Source organism: Clostridium sp. CM039 (assembly GCF_055081075.1).
Genome location: NZ_CM143649.1, coordinates 2,297,800 through 2,315,657, shown reverse-complemented (window position 1 = coordinate 2,315,657; position 17,858 = coordinate 2,297,800). Strand labels below are relative to the sequence as shown.

Here is a 17,858-nt window from a genome sequence, read left to right as displayed (position 1 = left end):
ACTTTTCAGTTAAAGAATAAGGAGGAACGAGGATGTGCCTAGCAGTTCCAGGAAAGGTTTTAAAAATAGACGAAAATAAAGGTGTTGTAGAGATTGGAAATATGAAAAGAGAAGTATTTATGCATCTTTTGCCAGATGTATCTGTGGGCGAATATGTACTTGTACATGCAGGTTGTGCAATACAAAAGGTAGACGAAGAAGAAGCAAAAATAACCTTGGATATTTTTAAGGAGCTTCTTGAAAATGAAGTTTGTTGATGAATTTAGAAACAATGAATACTCAAAAAAACTCGTAGAAAGGCTAAATAACATTTCGAGTAAAAAGATAAACATTATGGAGGTTTGTGGTACCCATACTATGGCTATATTCAGATATGGTATTAGGGACGTACTTCCTCCAAATGTAAATCTGATATCAGGCCCAGGTTGTCCTGTGTGCGTTACACCTCAGAGCTATATAGACACCGCACTGACACTTTCAGGTGAAAAGGATGTAATTATTGCAACTTTTGGAGATATGATGAGAGTACCCGGCAAAAAAGGTTCACTAAGTAAGAAAAAGGCAGAAGGTGCAGATGTAAGAATAGTATACTCACCAATGGATTGCCTTAATATGGCTTCACAAAACCCTTCTAAAAAGGTAGTATTTTTGTCAGTGGGATTTGAAACTACTGCGCCGATGACTGCGGTTACCGCTATAGAGGCTAAAAAAAATAACCTGAGCAATTTATTTTTCTTTACCTCCCACAAAATCGTTCCGCCTGTTATGGCGGCTTTAGTTCAAGATAAAGAATTAAAAATAGACGGATTTTTATTGCCAGGGCATGTTTGTGCAATTATCGGTACGAAACCATATGGATTTTTAAGCATGGATTATAATATTCCTGGAGTGGTTACGGGGTTTGAGCCTTTAGATATACTTCAAGGTTTGAATACACTAGTAAGCTTAATTAGCAAAAAGGATTATAGAATTGTGAATGAATATAAAAGAATAGTTAAAACTGAGGGTAATCCAAATGCTAAAGAATATTTAAATAAAGCTTTTAAAATTGTGGATAGTAGGTGGAGAGGAATTGGGGTAATACCCCAAAGTGGTCTGGAGTTTAATAGTAAGTACGAAGCTTTTGACGCACTTAAGCATTTCAAAATCAATTATGAAGAATACGATGGCAGTCCTGGCTGCAAATGTGGAGAAATACTTAAGGGCAAAATTAAACCAATGGATTGTCCGCTTTTCAAAAAACTCTGCAGCCCAGAAAATCCAGTTGGCTCCTGCATGGTTTCATCAGAAGGTACATGTGCAGCATATTATAGATACCACAAAGATATTAAATAACAGGAGGTCTTTCTAATGAGGGGCAATATAACCCTAAGTCACGGAAGTGGTGGGGTGCAATCAAATAAATTGATTAATGAAGTGTTTTTCAAATATTTTAATAATGATATTTTAGATCAGATGAATGATGCAGCTCAAGTAGATATAGATTTTGCAAGACTTGCTTTTACTACGGATTCTTTTGTAGTAAATCCAATATTTTTTAATGGGGGTAATATTGGTAAATTAGCAATTTGCGGTACTGTAAATGACCTAGCCGTAAGTGGAGCAAAGCCACTTTATCTAACAAGCGCTTTTATTATTGAAGAGGGTTTTTCTATTGGAAAATTAGAAGAAATTGTGAAGTCTATGGCAGAAGAAGCTAATAAAGCAGGTGTAAAAATTGTAGCTGGAGACACAAAAGTTGTAGAAAAAGGCAGTGTGGATGGGATTTTTATTAACACTTCTGGTATTGGCAGGATTTATGAAAATGTTAATATTAACTGTGCTAATGCAAGAGCGGGAGACTACGTCATAATAAATGGCACATTAGGAGACCATGGAATGACAATAATGTGTGAAAGAAATAAACTTGGTTTAGAAGGAAATTTAAAAAGTGATTGTGCCTGCCTTAATTCCTTAGTAGACACAATGCTTGAAGCATATGACGGAATCCATGTTATTCGTGATGCTACAAGAGGTGGAGTCGCAGCAGTGCTTAATGAAATTAGTGAATTTAGCAATGTAACCATAGCTCTTGAAGAAAATAAATTGCCACTTAAAGACGAAGTAAAAGGTGCCACTGAGATGCTTGGATTGGATCCGTTATATATTGCTAATGAAGGAAAACTTTGTGCTTTTGTACCAGAATATTATGCTGAAAAGGTACTTAATGCGATGAGAAAGCATCCATTAGGTTCTGAAGCCGCAATTATCGGAAAAGTTACGCAGGAATTAGGGCAAAAAGTTTATTTAAATACAGTAGTAGGGGGAAAAAGAATAGTTGATATGCCATCTGGAATTCAGCTTCCAAGAATATGTTAAAGTTTACACAAGAAAGGTCAGGGATTATGTATCTCTGTCTTATTTATTTTGAGTATAATTATTTAGTGATTAATACCGCATAATGAAAAGATTATTTCAATATATATTAATGAAGGATAAATGGGAGGGAGTATTTTGCATGAAAGAAAACTTATAAAGAGTGCCATAGGTGAAATTCATAAAGGTGAAGCGAAAAAAATTAATTTTGTATGGATGGAGGCTAATGGTTGTATGGGGAATATAATTTCTTTTCTAAATGCAGACCAGCCAGATGTTCTTTATTTCCTACAAGAAATGGTTGATTTGAAATTTAGCCCTAGCCTTATGCAAGAAGAAGGCGAAGTTGCCTATGAAAAGTTCTTAGAGGTTTTAAATACAGATTTCATATTAGGGGTAGAAGGGGCACTAACTAATATGGATGAGGGATTCTATAATATATTTGCAACCTATAAGGGTAGGCGGATACCTACAGCAGAAGCTATTAATTTAGCAGCGCGGAAAGCAAAAGCAATAATAGCTATTGGAACTTGTGCTTCATTTGGAGGGATATCTGCAGCTAGACCTAATCCAACAGGGTGTAAAAGTCTAGGGGATTTCCTTGGACGTGAGGTAATAAATATTCCAGGCTGTCCATCAAACCCTCTGTGGGTTATGGGAACTATAGCTAGTATTATTCTTTATAAAAAGATTGAAATAGATGAGAAAGGGCGACCAGTAATGTTTTTTAAAGAAAACAACCACACTAATTGCCCAAGACGCTCATATTTTGATAACAAAGTATATGCAGGGAAGCTAGGAGAAAAAGAGTGCATGATAAAGGTTGGATGTAAAGGGCCTATTACAAAAGCTTATTGTCCACTTGGATTATGGAATTCGAGAATCAATTGGCCAGTGGATGCTAATACGCCATGCATAGGTTGCGCTAGTGAATTTTTTCCGGATGGCACAGAACCTTTTATTAAGTATTGAGGGATGCTTAACAATTGAGGTAGATAACAATTGTTAGTTCAAATTTATTCCAGAGTGAGGTGATTGCGGTGACTACCAAAATAACTATAGACCCTATAACTAGAATTATGGGGCCTTTAAGCATAGAAGTAGAAATAAAAAAAAATAAAATAGTAGATGCTAAAAGCGGTGGGATTCAGTTTAGAGGCTTTGAAAAGATGTTAATAGGACGTCCCCCATTAGATGCAGTATATTTTACTGAAAGAATATGTGGTATATGTTCTACATCTCATGGGTTAGTAGCAAGTCTGGCATTAGAAGATGCGCTAAAGGTAACGCCAAATGAGAATGGAGTAAGAATCAGAAACTTTGCACATGGGGCGGAGTATCTTCAAAATATCATGAGGCAAATTTGTATTTTTGTATTCCCGGATTATGTGAATATAACAATGGCTCCAGGAAATTCAGACTATGATTTTAGACTTTCCGGCAAATACACAGAAAAAATCAATAAAGATTATGTGAAGGCGCTAGAGTGTAGCCGCCTTGCTCATGAAATTGTAGCTCTTATAGGGGGGAAAGCACCACATAATCATGGTGTATTTGTGGGTGGAACCACTGCAAACATGGATGCTTCTAAAATTATAAGACTGAAATCCATACTACAAACTATCAGTGAATTTATGTGTGAAAACATGGTTGATGATATAAATATTATAGCTCATTATTATCCGGAGTATTTTAAGATTGGTGGTGGGACAAGAAATCTTTTAAGCTATGGCTTATTTCATGATTTGCATAATAAAGAAATGCAGTATGTACAGCCTTCAAGTTATATTGACGGTGATATGGCTATGTTAGATGTAAAAGCAATAACAGAGAGTTCAGCATTTTCTTGGTATAAAGGTTCGATATCTAGTGAAGTTCCATCCAATTACCCATCTGAAACAGATATTAAAAAGCAGGGAGCCTATACATTTATCAAAGCGCCTAGGTATAAAGGTAAAGTTGTACAGGTTGGACCACTTGCCCGTATGATTTTATCAGGTTCCTATAAAAATAGTATATCCACAATGGATAGGCTTATGGCTAGAGTATTAGAGGGGAAGAAACTTTGTGAAAAAATGTTTATAATACTTGAGGAAGTAGAGCCTATACCAGCAGTACAGGAAAAATATATTATTCCAGAGAGTGCACAGGGAATAGGACTTTGTGATGCTGTTAGGGGAGCTCTCGGGCATTGGACTACTATAGAAAAAGGAATTATAAAAAATTGCGATATAGTTACTCCTACTGCTTGGAATCTTTCACCAATGGACGAGATTAGGCAGCATGGAGCTCTTGAGAGCGCTCTCATTGGCAGCGAAATTCAAAATCCTAAAAATCCTGTGGAGATAGGTCGTATAGTGCGCTCCTTTGATCCTTGCATATCTTGTGCCACCCATGTTAATACAGAATATGGTGAGCCTTATTATATAAATGTTACTTAAATACAATTGGAATACTGACTAGTTATTTTAAAAAAATATGTAAAAAGATATGAATTATATTTGTATACGATAGAAGGAGAATAGTGAAATGAGTGAAATAAATATTAGTATTAATATGGTTAATACTAATGAAGAAATCCATATGGAAAATAAAAACCTTTTCGATGAAGAGGGCATATTTGTTATAAATCTAATGAGCGCTCCAGGGTCTGGTAAAACATCTATACTTGAGAAGTTAATTCCAAAGCTTAAAGAAAACTTAAATATGGCGGTCATTGAAGGAGACTTATATACAACTAAAGATGCAGAGCGAATTGAAGCCCAGGGCGTTCCAGTAGTACAGATTAATACTGCGGGGCCCTGTTATTTAGATGGAGGAATGGTAAGAGAAGCATCATTGAACTTTGATTTAAGAGAGATAGATCTTATTATTATAGAGAATGTGGGGAGCATAGCATCTCCAGCTGAATTTGAAATTGGTGAGGATATAAAACTTTGCGTACTCAGCGTTACGGAAGGTAATGACAAGCCTTTAAAATATCCACTGATGTTTGAAAAAAGCACCGCGATAATTTTAAATAAAGTTGATTTAATTGGATTTACGGATTTTAAGGAAGGAGAGTTTTATAAAGATATTAAACTAATAAATGCTAAGGCAAAGATTTTTCAAACATCCTGCACCAAAAACCAGGGAATGGATGAACTAAGCGAATGGATTTTGAAACAAGCAAAGAAAAAAATAAGTAGGTACAAATAAAAAATTTAGGTTCTGGTTATATTAGGATTTTTTTTATGAGAGGTTGAGTTAATGTGGGTAAAAAGGTCATGGCTATAGGTAATAGGTTGATGATGGATGATGCAGTAGCAGTGCTTATTTTAGAAAAAATTAAAAACAACCTAGAGGATAAAGGTATTGAAACTATTATAGGAGAAACAGATGTAGAATTTTGTTTTTCAAAATTAAACCAGCGAGATATATTTTATATTATAGATTCAACATATTATGGAAGTTCACCAGGCACAGTAACTTTTAAAAGTTTGAATGATATAAAAAAAATTAGAGGGCAGAGTAGGTCTATTCACTCTTTAGGGTTATTGGACCTAGTAAATATGTACAAGATGGATATTAAGGGTTATTTTATAGGAATAGAAATTGACAATATAGATATAAATATTGGGTTAAGCCATATTTTACAGGCGCAAGTAGAATATATATCTAAGGAGATATTGAGCTTTATTATATAATCCCAATAAAGTAATTTCAGCTAATTTAAACATAATAATTCTTGAAATGATTGTTGAAGATATATTACAGTTTCACCGGTGATTCCAATTTTTACAATAATTAAAGAAAGAAATTAAAATAGTGAAATAGTTTGGTACACGAATAACTTTCGTGTATCTTTTTTTATTAAGTGGTTAAAAATAAATACTTAGTGAAATTTGAAATTTCTATTGCTTTTTATTTTATATATGTTATTGTATTATTATAACGTAATATTAAGATATAATAATATATAAATATAAATTTTCTAGGGAGGCTTAAACTATGTTTAATTCAAAGGTTAAAAATGTCAGTGCAGAAGAGGCATATAAGCTTATAAGTGGTGATAAAGAACTTATTATTTTAGATGTTAGAACTAAAGAGGAATATGATAATGGTCACATTCAAGGAGCAAAACTTGTTCCAGTTCAGATTCTTCCTATGAAACTTGCTGAATTTGATAAGTATAAAGATAAGCCGGTACTAGTTTATTGTGCATCTGGTGGAAGAAGCCCAAGAGCAGTGGATATTTTGGAAAGCAATGATTTTGAAAATATTTACCATCTAGGTCGTGGAATATCTTCTTGGAGATACGGTCTAACTAGATGATGCTCGGATAATATCCACATGATGTTAAGTATAAAATTAAAGATGAAATAATAATAAAGTTAGTAAACCAATTAAAAGAATAAGAGGGGGATATTTGTGATAAAAAAAATATTAATTGTAGGTGGCGTAGCTGGTGGAGCTTCAGCCGCCGCAAGGTTACGACGACTAGATGAAAATGCAGAAATAATTATGTTTGAGAGAGATGAATACATTTCTTTTGCAAATTGTGGGCTACCTTATTATATTGGTGAGGTAATAAAAGAAAGAGATAAGCTTTTAGTACAAACACCTGAGAGTATGAAAGCTAGATTTAACATAGATGTAAGAAATAACAGTGAGGTAACTTCCATTAACACGGGCAAAAAGGTTGTAACAGTTAATAGTAAGGCTAAAGGCACTTATGAAGAAAGTTATGATTATTTAGTGTTATCACCAGGAGCAAAAGCAATTAAACCTAATATAGAAGGTATAAACAATAAAAGAATATTTACTTTAAGAAATATACCAGATACTGATAACATTAAAACATATGTGGATAAAAAAGGTATTAATAGTGCGGTAGTTATTGGTGGAGGATATGTTGGTGTGGAAATGGCTGAAAACTTAAAAGAAAGAGGTCTTAAGGTTACTCTAGTAGAAGCAGCACCTCATATAATGGCTCCTTTTGACACGGATATTGTTGTAACCGTCGAAAAAGAAATTTCAGATAACGGTGTAGAAATAATTTTGAATGATGAAGTTAAAGCCTTTAAAGATACTGAAGATGGTGTTGAAATAGCTTTAAATAGTGGTGCAAAATTAAGCGCTGATATGATTATATTGGCAATAGGCGTATTCCCTGATACTGGATTTGCGAAAGAAGCTGGTATTAAAGTAGGCCCTAAGGGTCATATATTAGTAAATAATAAAATGGAAACTAGTGCAGAGGGAGTATTTGCAGTAGGTGATGCTATTGAAGTTGTAGATTTTATAAACAAAACAAATACTGCAATACCACTAGCTGGTCCTGCAAATAAGCAAGGTAGAATAGCAGCCGATAATATAGCTGGTTTAAAAACTACATATAAGGGAACTCAGGGTACTTCAATTATAAAGGTATTTGGTTTAACAGCCGCAAGTACAGGCAATAATGAAAGAACTTTAACAAGACTTAATATCCCTTATAAAGTTATATTTGTACACCCTGCAAGTCATGCTTCCTATTATCCAGCAGCCCTTTCAATGACATTAAAACTTATTTTTAATGATGAAGGTAAAATACTCGGAGCTCAAGGTGTAGGTTACGATGGAGTGGACAAGAGAATAGATGTACTTGCTACAGTTATTAGACTTGGTGGAACAGTAACTGATTTAACTGAATTAGAACTTTCATATGCACCACCTTTCTCATCTGCTAAGGATCCAGTAAATATGGCCGGTTTTGTCGCTGAAAATGTGTTAGCAGGAAGAGTGGATGTATTAACCACAGATCAGTTTATAGACTACGATAAAGAAAATGTTACGGTATTAGATGTTCGTACCGAAATGGAATTTAATAATGGACATATTGAAGGCGCTATAAATATTCCTGTAGATAGTTTAAGAGAAAGAATTGGTGAACTTGACACAAACAAAGAAATTATTGAGTATTGTCAGGTAGGATTAAGAGGATACGTAGCTGCAAGAATTTTAGCTCAAAAACAATTTAAGGTTAAAAACTTAACTGGGGGATATAAATCAGCTTCAAGTTTAAATTTTAAACCAAATAAAGCTAAAATTAGGGATATACCCAAAAATCAGAGTTTAGATCCAGATACTCAAGTTATAAAGGATGAAGTGGCTATAAGCGTTGATAATTATGATAAAACTCTCGATGCTTGTGGACTATGTTGTCCTGGACCGCTAATTCAAGTTAAAGCTAGCATTGACGATTTAAATGAAGATCAAATATTAAAAGTAACAGCAACTGACCCTGGATTTTATGAGGACATTAAATCTTGGTGTAATAAAACAAATAATGAATTAATAGATTTAAGAAAAGAAAAAGGTATGGTTTACGCATTTATAAAAAAAAACAATAATAATCTTACAAAAATAAATAAATCATGTTCCTCAGATATAGTGGAAAAAAATAATAAAACAATGGTAGTTTTTAGTGGTGATTTAGACAAAGCTATTGCGGCATTTATTATCGCAAATGGAGCAGTTGCAATGGGGAGTAAAGTTACTATTTTATTTACCTTCTGGGGTCTTAACATCATACGGAAACCTGAAAAAGTATCTGTAAAAAAAGGTTTAATAGATTCAATGTTTGGAGTTATGATGCCAAGAGGAAGTAAGAAACTTAAACTTTCACAAATGAACATGATGGGAATTGGAGCTAAAATGATTCGATCAGTAATGAAGAATAAAAATATAAGTTCTCTTGAGGACTTAATAAAATCAGCGATTGATAGTGGAGTGGAAGTGGTAGCCTGCTCAATGTCCATGGATGTTATGGGAATTACAAAGGAAGAACTTATTGATGGAGTGAAAATTGGTGGAGTTGGTTATTACCTAGGCCAAACTGAAGATTCAAATGTAAATCTATTTATTTAATAATATATAAAAAGTGTCTATCATATAAGATACATTTTATTTTTATGATCATACTTTTTTTAATTATACTAATTGTAATTTCAACCTATAAATATTCGTATTTTAATTGTATCTTCAACATGTTAAGAAAAAAATATATATTAAATATTGCTGTTTGACATTAATGGCAAAAGGATGTAAAATTTATTAGCATATGCCACCAATTAAGAACATTTAAGAACTTAAAAAAGTATATGAAATAAGGAGAATATTAATGGCAAGACCAGTTAAGGATAGAAGGGTGGAAAATTTACCGCAATATACATACTTTGTACCTGCAGGTAGAAGGAAATGTGAAATTGAAGAAATAATTATAAAGGTTGAAGAGTTTGAAGCCATGAGGCTTAAAGATGTTGAAGAACTAAATCAGGAAGAATGTGCAAAGAGAATGCTAGTTTCAAGACAAACTTTTCAAAATATAATTGATAGCGCACGAAAAAAGATTGCTATAGCTTTAATAGAGGGAAAAGCAATAAATATAAGTGGTGGAAACTATACGAGGAATATATGTCAATTCAAATGTGCATCCTGCGGTTATACCTATGAAATAAAGTATGAGGAAGATAGAAAAATTTGTCCATCATGTGCTTCGCAGCAAGTTACTTGTAATAAAAGAAGCAGTTTTTGTCATGGACAATGTAATAAACAGACAACAGATGATAAATAGTTTTATAAGTTTTTACTTAAAACAAATCTATGTTTATTGGCATTTGACAACAATAAATAATAGTATTATAATATAAATGGCATATGACAAATAAAAAGCGAGGTGATAATGCATGGCTGATTGTAAAAGTTGCCCATCAAATGGTGAGTGTGATAATAAAGATACATGTAGCATAGAAAACAATCCATTAAACAAAGTTAAAAACATTATCGGCGTCATGAGTGGTAAAGGCGGCGTGGGTAAATCAACAATATCTGCGCTTATTGCGCATGAACTTAATAAAAAAGGTTATAAGGTCGGTCTTATGGATTCGGATATTACAGGCCCAAGTATACCAAGGTTGTTAGGTATTAAAGATGTTAAACCTGTAATGAGTGAAGCGGGTATTATACCAGTTAGAACAGTTGAGGGTATTGATGTTATTTCAATGAACTTTCTTGTGGAGAATGAAGAGGATCCAGTTATTTGGAGGGGGCCCGCAATTTCTGGGGTTGTTAAGCAGTTTTGGACTGACGTTATATGGGGAGAGCTTGATTATTTAATTATAGATATGCCTCCTGGCACAGGAGATGTTGCTTTGACGGTAATGCAATCAATACCAATTACAGGTATAGTAATGATTTCAACGCCACAGGATTTAGTGTCTATGATTGTTGGGAAAGCAATCAATATGGCCCGTAAACTTAATATAAATATATTAGGATTAATAGAAAATATGAGTTATATTATTTGTCCAGGATGCAGTGAGAAAATAAAAATCTTTGAATCAGATAACATAGATGAATTCTTAAATAAAAATGACCTAGATTTGCTTGGTGAAATTCCGATGTGTAGAGAAATTGTTAATATTTCTAACAAGGGAGAATACAACCTAAATCCTGAATTATCAGAAATAGCTGAAAATATTATTAATAAAATTATTAATAATATAAAAAAATAGAAATGGAGGTGAACGATATGAAAATAGCAATACCTAGTAATGGCAGTATGGTAAATCAACATTTTGGAATGAGCAAAAGTTTCGTAATTGCGACAGTAGAGGACAAAAAGATAGTAAACATTGAAGAAATATCTGCAGTAGAGCTTGCACATCAGCATCAAGGCTTGGCAGACCTACTTACAAAGCACGGAGCTACAGTAGTTATTACTGGAGGAATTGGTGGGGGAGCAATTAGCGGTCTACAGCAGAATGGCCTTGAAGTGATAAAAGGAGCATCTGGAGAATATAAAAAGGTTATTGAGGAATATATTAATGGAACGTTAGAAGATAAAAATGTAGTATGTAATCATCACGGTGAACATCATCACCAATAAAGAAAAAGGAGCACAATTGTGCTCCTATTGTTATTTACTAAAAAATGCAGAAGTCATTTTAAAAAGTCTAATTAAATTCTGCTATTATATTATTAATATGAAATATTGGACTAAGTGTATATTAGGCCAATTTTATTTTTTTGGAATATTACTATACATCGTTTGAAGTATTAATAAGATTATTTATTGAATTAATATTATTTTGATATTCGGTTATGATAGTGTTTAATAGTTCAAAGTTGTTAGGAGCATCACTACCAGCAAGTAATTCATTAACAAATTTTATTCCCATGTATTCTCCTTGGACTGCTTCTTTAAGATAACTAGCAGTATCAGTAGTGCCAATATGTTTTATATTTGATATAGTTTCTGCTACGACACCTTGGATTCCTATACCATTTGATGGATTACCACCAAGATCGTGTATTTTAGTAGAAATTTGGGTGGTATGTTGCTTATGAATTTGTTGTATTTTTTGTAGTTCACTTTTGGTATTAGCATCATTAGCATGCTCAATTAGGTCATCAAAACTGTTAACAGCCATGTATTCGCCTTCCAGAATAGAATTCAAATTTTTAATGTTTTCACTATTCATATTATCAACTCCTTAACATTTATTTTGCCCAAATAGATCATGCTTATTAAAAAAAATAGAAATAAGAATATATTATATAAAAAGTTAGATATAGTATTTTATTACGTTTACAGACGAATAGTGTTACGTTTACATGGAAATAGTATTAAATCTAAGAACAAGTTAGATAATTGTGTCTAATTGCTCTAAAATACGGAAAACGCAACTAAATGCTCGTAAAACAGCGATTGAAGTGGATTGGTCCATATAGTATAATAAATCTTGTAATGGATTAGTCCATTAATCCAATATGCTTTAGGAGGAATTTTTATTAATATCGAAATAAACAAAAAAAATGGAATACCACTTTATATTCAAGTTAAAAAACAAATTATGGATGAAATAAAAAAAGGAACTCTTAAGGTTGGAAGAAAAATGCCTACAGAAAGAGAATTGTCTGCGAGATTAAAAGTAAGTAGAAACACTGTAAGCACTGCATATAACGACTTGGAACAAGATGGGGCGTTAAAATCCTATCAAGGAAAGGGAACTTTCGTAGTTGAAGAATCTATATCTTGGGAAAATCTCGATATTGAAAATAAAATAATGAAATTCATTGATTTAGGATTAGAGGAAGCTTTAGAAATTGGAATGAAACCAGAAGAATTTCTAGATTTAGTAAATCAAAGGGTAAATGAAAAAAAACAAATAATGGATAAAGTAATAGCAATATATATAGAGTGCAACATAGAACAAGCTAAGATGTTTAGTAAGCAACTTAGTAAAAATAGTAATATGGATGTAATGTTCTTAATGGTAAATGATTTACGAAAGATGGACAAGCTAACTAAAGATAAGATTGAAAGTGCTGAGTTTATAATAACCACATTTAATCACATTAATGAAGTTACAAATTTAACTGAGGGGCTTAATAAGGAGATTTTAGGTGTTGCAATTACTCCAAATTTAGAACCAATAGTTAAAATAGCTAGATATGGTGAGAATACAAAATTTGGATTTGTATGTATCTCTGAAGAATTTATTTTTAAAATAAAAGGAGCTTTAGAAAAGGCAGGATTAGCTGATGCCAATATAAAATTCTCAAATACTACTGATGATAATGAACTTAAAGATATAATTCGAGAATCAGATGTGATGATAGTATCACCAGGCAGATATAAAGATGTTAAAAGTAAAAATCCCAGCAATAAGGAAATAATTGAATTTCTATATAGTCTAGATGAGGGTTCAGTAAAAGCGCTTAAGTCAAAGATTATTGAAATAAAGTTCAAAAAATAATGTGTTAAAAAATTATTTAGGAGGCTTTTAAAAAATGGAAAAAAAGACTTTAATTTTAGGAGTAATAGGTTCAGATTGTCACGCGGTTGGTAATAAGATTTTAGATTATGCTTTAACGGAAGCAGGGTTTAATGTTATAAACATAGGAGTGCTTTCACCACAAGAAGATTTTATAAATGCAGCTGTTGAAACTAATGCAGATGCCATAATAGTATCTTCTCTTTATGGACAAGGAGAAATCGATTGCAGAGGCATGAGGGAACAATGTGATGAAGCAGGATTAAAGGGTATATTACTTACTGTAGGCGGAAATATAGTTGTAGGAAAACAAAATTGGGAAGATGTGCACAGTAGATTTAGTGCAATGGGATTTGATAGAATATATCCACCAGGAACAACACTCGAAACAACAATACATGATTTAAAAGAAGATTTGAAAATATTATAAAATCAATAGGAGTGATATAAGTGGATGCATATTTGCTTGTAGATTTTGGAAGTACATATACGAAATTAACTGTTGTAGATATAGCAAAAGAAGAAATAATTGCTACGGCTAAGGACATAACGACAATTGAAGACAATATAATGATCGGTTATGAAAAAGCCTATGCAAAAATAGAACCAATATTAAAAGACAAAAATGTTAATCTTATTAATAAATTAGCATGCTCCTCAGCCGCGGGAGGCCTTAAGATGATAGCCATTGGACTAGTGCCAGATCTAACTGCAGAAGCTGCTAAAAGAGCAGCACTTGGAGCTGGAGCTAGAGTATTAAAAGTATATAGCTATGAATTAACATTGACTGAAATTGAAGAAATTAAAAATTCAGACTTAGATATAATACTTCTTGCAGGTGGAACTAATGGTGGCAATAAGGAATGCATTATACACAATGCAAAAATGTTAGCTGACAATGGAGTTAAATTACCAATAGTAGTAGCTGGGAATAAAGTAGCAAGTGATGAAATAAGACAAATACTCACTGACGCTAAAATGTATTTTAGCATTACTAAAAATGTAATGCCAACTTTGAGTAAACTAAATGTAGAGCCGGCTAGAGAAGAAATTAGAAAAGTCTTTATGGAAAAAATTATTGACGCTAAAGGGCTAAGTAATGCAGAAGATTTAGTGAAGGGCATTTTAATGCCAACACCAGCGGCCGTTTTAAAGGCAGCTACGATACTTAGTGAAGGCAGTGATGAAGAAAAAGGTCTAGGAGATTTAATAATTATCGACATTGGTGGAGCAACAACGGATGTACATTCTATAGCAGAGGGAGAACCTACAAAGTCTGGCGTTTCAATAAGAGGCCTAGAAGAACCTTTTGCAAAAAGAACTGTTGAAGGTGACCTTGGTATGAGATACTCTGCAGTTTCTTTGAGGGAAGCGGCCGGTAGCAGAAAAATCAGAAAGTACTTAGGGGACACAGAAAGAAAAATTGATATTGAAGCAAATTGTAAATATAGAATAGAGCATATAAAAATGGTTCCTACAACTAAGGAAGAAATAGAATTTGATGAGGCTATGGCGAAAGTAGCCACAGATATATCTATGGAAAGACATGTAGGTACTGTGGAACACACAAACACTCCTATGGGAGCTATGTACACTCAAACAGGAAAAGATCTTATGGAAGTAAAGTATATGATAGGTACAGGTGGAGCATTAATACATAGTGATAATCCACAAGAAATTTTAAAAGCGGGAGCCTTTAGTGCAGAGAATCCAACGTATTTAAAGCCGCGGGATGCAATGTATTTGATTGATAAAACTTATATATTATCTGCAATGGGATTATTGTCTCAAGATTACCCAGACAAAGCTGTTAGAATCATGAAAAAGTATTTAGTAAAAGTATAATTAATTAGGAGGTAATTTCAGTGGAATTAAGAAATAAAAAATGGACGGATGAAGAGTTCTTTGAGGTTAGAAAAGAAGTAGTAAGTCAATGGCCAACAGGTAAAGAGGTAGATTTAAAAGAAGCTGTAGAATATAACAAGAGAATCCCAGAGCATAAAGACTTTGCAAAAAAATTAATAAAAGCTAAAGAAGAAGGAGTAACACTCGCGCAACCAAGAGCAGGTGTTGCGTTAATTGATAAGCATATCGAATTATTAAAACACTTAGAGGAACAAGGCGGAGCAGATTTACTACCAACTACAATAGATAGTTATACAAGACTGAATAGATATGATGAATGTGAAATTGGAATACAAGAAAGTTTAAAGGCGGGAAGATCTTTACTAAACGGATTCCCAGGAGTTAATCATGGAGTTAAAGGTGGTAGAAAAGTTTTTGAAGCTGTAAATTCTCCATTGCAAGCAAGACACGGAACTCCAGATGGAAGATTATTAGCTGAAATCACTCATGCTTCAGGTTGGACTTCAAATGAAGGAGGCGGTATTTCTTACAATATTCCATATGCTAAAAATGTAACTTTAGCAAAATCAGTTTTAGATTGGCAATATTGTGATAGACTTGTTGGGTTTTATGAAGAACAAGGAGTCTCATTTAATAGAGAGCCTTTTGGACCATTAACAGGAACTTTAGTGCCACCTAGTACGTCAAATGCAATTGCAATAATTGAAGCTTTACTTGCTGCAGAGCAAGGAGTTAAAAACATTACAGTTGGATATGGTCAGTGCGGAAATTTAATACAGGATGTTGCAGCTATAAGAGCATTAGAAGAGCAATGCGACGAATACTTAAAAGCTAATGGATATAAAGATATATATTTAACCACGGTATTACATCAATGGATGGGAGGCTTCCCTGAAGATGAAGCGAAAGCTTTTGGAGTTATAGCTACGGGAGCTGCAACGGCAGCACTTGCAGGAGCAACAAAAGTAATAGTTAAAACTCCTCATGAGGCTATAGGAATTCCTACTAAAGAAGCTAATGCTATGGGAATAAGATGTACAAAGATGGCTTTAAACTTATTAAAAGGCCAAAGGATGCCTATGTCTAAAGAGTTGCAAACAGAGATAGAAGTAATAAAGGCTGAAACAAAGTGTATGTTAGATAAGATGTATGAAATCGGAAAAGGCGATTTAGCTATAGCGACAGTTAAAGGATTTGAAATGGGAATTATTGATGTACCATTTGCACCAAGTAAATATAATGCTGGTAAAATGATGCCTGCAAGAGATAATAATGGAGCGATAAGATACCTGAAATTTGGGAATCTACCATTTACACAAGAATTGAAAAATTTCAATATGAAAAAACTTGAAGATAGAGCAAAATTTGAAAACAGGGATATAAGCTTTCAAATGACTATAGATGATATATTTGCAGTAGGAAAAGGTGTACTTATAGGAAGACCACAGAATAAATAAATGTATAGATGAATCAAAGTTACAAAAAAAAATTTATAGAAGGACAGGTGTATATTATGAAAATTATTGATGTAGTGTGTTCAACAGGAAGAACAGGATTTTATTTTGACGACCAAAGAGCTATAAAAAAAGGTGCAGACCATGATGGATTTACATATGTAGGTGCGCCAGTGACAGAAGGATTTACATCAATTAGACAAGCTGGAGAGTCAATATCAGTAATGATTATACTTGAAGATGGTCAAGTAGCTTACGGAGACTGTGCAGCAGTACAATATTCAGGAGCCGGTGGAAGAGATCCATTATTCCTTGCAAAAGATTTTATACCAATTATAGAAAAAGAAATAGCACCAAAATTAATAGGTAGAGAATTAGAAAGCTTTAAATCACTCGCAGAAGAGTTTGATCACATGTTAGTTAATGGTAAAAGGCTTCATACAGCAATGAGATACGGAATAACTCAAGCTATTCTAGATGCTGTCGCAAAAGCTAAAAAAGTAACTATGGCAGAGATTGTACGCGACGAATACAAAACTGGAGTAGATATCAAGAGAATTGATATTTTCACACAATCAGGTGATGATAGATATGCAAGTGCAGATAAAATGATAATAAAAGGTGCAGACGTAATGCCTCACGCACTTATAAATAACGTAGAAGAGAAATTAGGGCTTAAGGGTGAAAAATTACTCGCTTATGTTGAATGGTTAAAAAATAGAGTATTAAAAATAAGAACTAGCGAGAGTTATAATCCAATATTCCACATAGATGTATATGGAACAATAGGACTAGCTTTTAATAATGATATAAAAGCTATGGCAGATTATATAGCAACACTCGAAGAAGCTGCAAAACCATTCAAGTTAAGGATAGAAGGACCTATGGATGTTGAGCATAGAGAAAGACAAGTTGAATCGTTAGCTGGATTAACAGCAGAACTTGATAATAGAAAAATTAATGTGGAACTAGTTGCAGACGAATGGTGTAACACATATGAAGACGTAGTGTTATTTGCTGATAAGAAAGCGGGCCACATGCTTCAAATAAAAACTCCAGACTTAGGTGGAGTTAACAACATAATTGAATCAATACTATACTGCAAAAAGCAGGGCCGTGGAGCATACTGTGGTGGAACATGTAACGAAACTAACAGATCTGCAGAAGTTTGCACAAACATAGCTATTGCTTGTGGAGCAGATCAATGCTTAGCAAAACCAGGTATGGGTGTAGATGAAGGTTACATGATAGTTAACAATGAAATGAATAGAGTTGTAGCTTTAGTTAATAGAAAAAAATAAGAAGAATAATGAATGAGGGGTAATTGGAAAAGGCGGTTTATTTAAACTGCCTTTTCCAATATTAGATGTTGAATTAAAAA

18 protein-coding genes are annotated in these 17,858 nt (G+C 33.3%); 17 read left to right on the top strand and 1 reads right to left on the bottom strand.

Annotated features, from left to right (window positions below; genetic code table 11):
• Positions 1-32: 32 nt before the first annotated feature.
• From ACWJJ2_RS10970 to ACWJJ2_RS10915, 12 genes are all read left to right on the top strand, one after another.
• Positions 33-257, top strand: coding sequence for a HypC/HybG/HupF family hydrogenase formation chaperone (locus ACWJJ2_RS10970; RefSeq protein WP_216302231.1), 225 nt, complete (start codon positions 33-35; stop codon positions 255-257).
• The gene (gene hypD / locus ACWJJ2_RS10965) at positions 244-1,335 is read left to right on the top strand and encodes a hydrogenase formation protein HypD (protein ID WP_216302230.1); all 1,092 of its coding nucleotides are present in this window, start codon (positions 244-246) and stop codon (positions 1,333-1,335) included. The genes ACWJJ2_RS10970 and hypD overlap by 14 nt, the downstream gene beginning before the upstream one ends.
• 15 nt (positions 1,336-1,350) lie before the next feature.
• Positions 1,351-2,358, top strand: a complete 1,008-nt coding sequence (gene hypE / locus ACWJJ2_RS10960; RefSeq protein WP_216302229.1) for a hydrogenase expression/formation protein HypE — start codon at positions 1,351-1,353, stop codon at positions 2,356-2,358.
• 135 nt (positions 2,359-2,493) lie between these two features.
• Positions 2,494-3,327, top strand: a complete 834-nt coding sequence (locus tag ACWJJ2_RS10955) for a hydrogenase small subunit (RefSeq protein WP_253198113.1) — start codon at positions 2,494-2,496, stop codon at positions 3,325-3,327.
• Between the two features lie 68 nt (positions 3,328-3,395).
• The gene (locus ACWJJ2_RS10950; protein WP_216302227.1) at positions 3,396-4,796 is read left to right on the top strand and encodes a nickel-dependent hydrogenase large subunit; all 1,401 of its coding nucleotides are present in this window, start codon (positions 3,396-3,398) and stop codon (positions 4,794-4,796) included.
• Positions 4,797-4,884: 88 nt separating this feature from the next.
• Positions 4,885-5,553: a hydrogenase nickel incorporation protein HypB gene (gene hypB / locus ACWJJ2_RS10945; protein ID WP_216302226.1), complete on the top strand. Its 669-nt coding sequence runs from the start codon at positions 4,885-4,887 to the stop codon at positions 5,551-5,553.
• A 53-nt stretch (positions 5,554-5,606) separates the two neighbouring features.
• Positions 5,607-6,041 (top strand): hydrogenase maturation protease, encoded by a 435-nt coding sequence (locus tag ACWJJ2_RS10940; protein ID WP_258280581.1) that lies wholly within the window; start codon positions 5,607-5,609, stop codon positions 6,039-6,041.
• 304 nt (positions 6,042-6,345) lie between these two features.
• Complete coding sequence (locus ACWJJ2_RS10935) at positions 6,346-6,669, top strand: rhodanese-like domain-containing protein (RefSeq protein ID WP_216302225.1); 324 nt, start codon at positions 6,346-6,348, stop codon at positions 6,667-6,669.
• Positions 6,670-6,765: 96 nt separating this feature from the next.
• The gene (locus tag ACWJJ2_RS10930; RefSeq protein ID WP_216302224.1) at positions 6,766-9,246 is read left to right on the top strand and encodes a CoA-disulfide reductase; all 2,481 of its coding nucleotides are present in this window, start codon (positions 6,766-6,768) and stop codon (positions 9,244-9,246) included.
• 253 nt (positions 9,247-9,499) lie between these two features.
• Positions 9,500-9,952 (top strand): DUF134 domain-containing protein, encoded by a 453-nt coding sequence (locus tag ACWJJ2_RS10925; RefSeq protein ID WP_165414309.1) that lies wholly within the window; start codon positions 9,500-9,502, stop codon positions 9,950-9,952.
• A gap of 112 nt (positions 9,953-10,064) precedes the next feature.
• Entirely contained in the window at positions 10,065-10,892 is an 828-nt protein-coding gene (locus tag ACWJJ2_RS10920) for an Mrp/NBP35 family ATP-binding protein (RefSeq protein WP_216302223.1), read from the top strand.
• Between the two features lie 17 nt (positions 10,893-10,909).
• Positions 10,910-11,266: a NifB/NifX family molybdenum-iron cluster-binding protein gene (locus tag ACWJJ2_RS10915; RefSeq protein ID WP_165414307.1), complete on the top strand. Its 357-nt coding sequence runs from the start codon at positions 10,910-10,912 to the stop codon at positions 11,264-11,266.
• Between the two features lie 151 nt (positions 11,267-11,417).
• Here ACWJJ2_RS10915 and ACWJJ2_RS10910 read toward each other — a convergent pair whose 3' ends face one another.
• Positions 11,418-11,861, bottom strand: coding sequence for a DUF2383 domain-containing protein (locus ACWJJ2_RS10910; protein WP_216302222.1), 444 nt, complete (start codon positions 11,859-11,861; stop codon positions 11,418-11,420).
• Positions 11,862-12,233: 372 nt separating this feature from the next.
• On the opposite strand from ACWJJ2_RS10910, the gene ACWJJ2_RS10905 reads away from it, so the two are divergent.
• The 5 genes from ACWJJ2_RS10905 to ACWJJ2_RS10885 are packed head-to-tail and all read left to right on the top strand — an operon-like array spanning position 12,234 to position 17,778.
• Entirely contained in the window at positions 12,234-13,139 is a 906-nt protein-coding gene (locus ACWJJ2_RS10905) for a GntR family transcriptional regulator (protein WP_165414724.1), read from the top strand.
• A gap of 34 nt (positions 13,140-13,173) precedes the next feature.
• Entirely contained in the window at positions 13,174-13,587 is a 414-nt protein-coding gene (glmS, locus tag ACWJJ2_RS10900) for a methylaspartate mutase subunit S (protein WP_216302221.1), read from the top strand.
• A 20-nt stretch (positions 13,588-13,607) separates the two neighbouring features.
• Positions 13,608-15,002: a methylaspartate mutase accessory protein GlmL gene (gene glmL / locus ACWJJ2_RS10895; RefSeq protein ID WP_216302220.1), complete on the top strand. Its 1,395-nt coding sequence runs from the start codon at positions 13,608-13,610 to the stop codon at positions 15,000-15,002.
• Between the two features lie 20 nt (positions 15,003-15,022).
• Positions 15,023-16,480 carry a methylaspartate mutase subunit E gene (locus ACWJJ2_RS10890; protein WP_216302219.1) on the top strand — a complete coding sequence of 486 codons (1,458 nt, stop codon included), beginning with the start codon at positions 15,023-15,025 and terminating at the stop codon, positions 16,478-16,480.
• A gap of 56 nt (positions 16,481-16,536) precedes the next feature.
• The gene (locus tag ACWJJ2_RS10885) at positions 16,537-17,778 is read left to right on the top strand and encodes a methylaspartate ammonia-lyase (protein WP_216302218.1); all 1,242 of its coding nucleotides are present in this window, start codon (positions 16,537-16,539) and stop codon (positions 17,776-17,778) included.
• Positions 17,779-17,858: the final 80 nt, after the last annotated feature.